Annotated in this window: 3 protein-coding genes; all 3 read left to right on the top strand. The window is 74.2% G+C overall.

The genetic code is table 11. The features are described 5' to 3' along the window. Positions 1-593 (top strand): TetR family transcriptional regulator (locus tag VR45_RS38260; RefSeq protein WP_045944563.1); only part of this gene is annotated, 593 nt, incomplete at its 5' end. Positions 594-734: 141 nt separating this feature from the next. Beyond that, entirely contained in the window at positions 735-1,652 is a 918-nt protein-coding gene (locus VR45_RS38255) for a LysR family transcriptional regulator (protein WP_045944562.1), read from the top strand. 185 nt (positions 1,653-1,837) lie between these two features. After that, on the top strand, positions 1,838-2,392 hold a 555-nt coding region (locus tag VR45_RS38250), incomplete at its 3' end, for a vWA domain-containing protein (RefSeq protein ID WP_045944564.1).

Raw genomic sequence — 2,392 nt, 5'->3', positions numbered from 1 at the left:
GGTCCCGCAAGGACGCCGTCCGCAACCGGGAGGCCGTTCTCGCGGCCGCCGACGCCCTGTTCGCCCGGCGGGAGAACGCCGAGGACGTCACCATGGCCGAGGTCGCGGCGGCGGCCGGCGTCGGCAAGGGCACGCTGTTCCGGGCCTTCGGCGACCGGGCCGGGCTGCTCCGCGCGCTGTACGAGGCCCGGCTCGAACCGCTCGGCGCCGCCGTCGGGACCGGCCCGCCACCGCTCGGGCCGGACGCCCCGCCGGCCGAGCGCGTCCCCGCCCTGCTCGACGCCCTGCTCCGCTTCAAGCTCGACAACCGCGCGCTCGCCCTGGCCCTGGAGGACGGCGACGCCAGTCCGTACCGGACGGAGCACTACGCGCGCTGGCACGCCCTGCTCCGCACGCTGCTGGAGCGGGTCCCGGTCGCGGCCGACAGCGGCTTCACCGCCCACGTCCTGCTCGCCGCGGTCCGGGCCGACCTGGTCGAGCACCTGGCCGGACCGGGCGGCCTGGACCGGGAGGAGCTGCGGGCGCGGCTGGCGGAGCTGGTCGGCACGGTCCTGACGCCGGCTCCGCCGGGGCCGGGGCCCGCCGGGGGCTGATCGACCGGCCGACCGGCTCCGCCGGCCGACCGGTCGATCGGTCGATCCGTACGCGGAAGCGGTGCCGTCGGGGTACTGTCCTCTCCGCGCCCGCCCGCCGAGCAGGGCGGCGGCACCAGCGCGGACCCGGGGGGAACCACCATGCTCGACGTCAGACGGCTCACCATGCTCCAGGCCGTGGCCGAGCACGGCAGCTTCAACCGTGCCGCCGGCGCGCTGCTGCTGACGCCCTCCGCCGTCTCCCAGCAGATCGCGGCCCTCGAACGCGGTCTCGGCACCACCGTGGTGGAGCGCTCGACGCGCGGGGTGCGGCTGACCGAGGCGGGCCGGCTGCTGGTCGACGCCGCCGTCGCGGTGGGCGCCGAACTGCGGCACGCCGAGGAGCGGATCGCGCGCCTCGGCGCGGACCGGCCCCGGCTGACGCTCGTCACCTTCACCAGCGGCGGCCGCCACCTGCTGCCCCCGGTGCTGGCCCGGTTCGCGGCGGCGCACCCGGAGGTCGAACTGCGGATCGTCGAGCGCGAACCGGAGGACAGCCTCCCGATGGTCCGCGACGGCAGCGCCGACCTCGCCCTCGCCTACCACTTCGACGGGCCGCTGCCCGTCGTCCCCGGCGACCGCTCCGGCCTGGAGTGGACGCCGCTGATGACGGACCCGCTGTCCGTCGTCCTGCCCGAGCACCATCCGCTGGCCGGCCGGGACGCCCTCGACCTCTCCGAACTCGCCGACGACCCCTGGGTGCTGGGCTGCACGAAGACCGAGGCCTTCCTGCGCCGCCACGCCCTGCTGGCCGGCTTCGAACTGCGGGTCGCGGGCTCCACCACCGACTACTTCTTCGCCCGTTCGCTGGTCGCCGCCGGCGTCGGCGTCTCCCTCGTCCCGCAGGTCGCGCTCGAACCGCCGCAGCCCGGCACCCGGGTCGTCCCCGTCAACCCGCCGCGTCCCGCCCGGCACTTCGGCCTCGCGCTGCCCCGCCGGCGCCGGCCCCGCCCGTACACCGACGCGCTCGCCGCCCTGCTGCACGCCCGGGCCACGGGCGCCGCCCCCGGCCCGGCCTGATTCCCCGGCCCGTTTCCCGGCCCGAGGGCCCCGATCCGATTTTCGGTCCGGGGCCCCGGTCCGATTCCCCGGCGGCGGCTGCCCCCCGGTCCGGCGGAATTGTCAGTGCCTCCCCATAGAGTTGGAACAACGCCGAGGGGAGCGCCGGAAGGCGCCGGAAAAGGCGTTGGGAAAAGGGGAGAAGAATGTCCACGAACAGGATCGACCACAAGGTCAACCACGTTTCGCTGGTGGTCGACAAGTCCGGCTCGATGCGCCAGCACGAGCAGCAGCTGATCCGGGTCGTGGACGAGTTCGTGAAGGGCCTCCAGGAGGAGTCCGACCGGCTCGGGCACGAGACCCGGATCAGCCTCTACGCCTTCGACCACGAAGTGCACAACCTCGTCTGGGACATGGACGTCAAGCACCTGCCCTCCCTGAAGGGCCTCTACCGGGTCGACAACGGCGCGACGGCGCTGATCGAGGCGGCCGTGAAGTCCGTCGACGATCTGAAGAACATCTGGGAGGGGTACGGGGAGCACTCCTTCCTCCAGGTCGTCGTCACCGACGGGGAGGAGAACGCCTCCGGCTGTTCCGAGAGCGGCAAGATGCACATCCGGATACCGGGCGCCAAGGGCAAGGCCGTGCTGCGGGGTTGGATGGAGCGGATCCACGGGGCCATGGCGGGGCTCCCCGACCACTGGACCTCGGCGATCCTGGTGCCGAATTCCCTGGCCAAGCGCACCGCCCAGGAATACGGG

It is taken from the genome of Streptomyces sp. NRRL S-495 (assembly GCF_000966955.1).
In the GTDB taxonomy this organism is placed as follows: domain Bacteria; phylum Actinomycetota; class Actinomycetes; order Streptomycetales; family Streptomycetaceae; genus Kitasatospora; species Kitasatospora purpeofusca.
The sequence above is the reverse complement of the archived record's forward strand: the minus strand, read 5'-3'. Positions and strand labels throughout refer to the sequence as shown.

Excerpts from the sequence above, each read along its gene's own strand:
- VR45_RS38255 (WP_045944562.1), top strand. The coding sequence starts at position 735 with ATGCTCGACGTCAGACGGCTCACCATGCTCCAGGCCGTGGCCGAGCAC.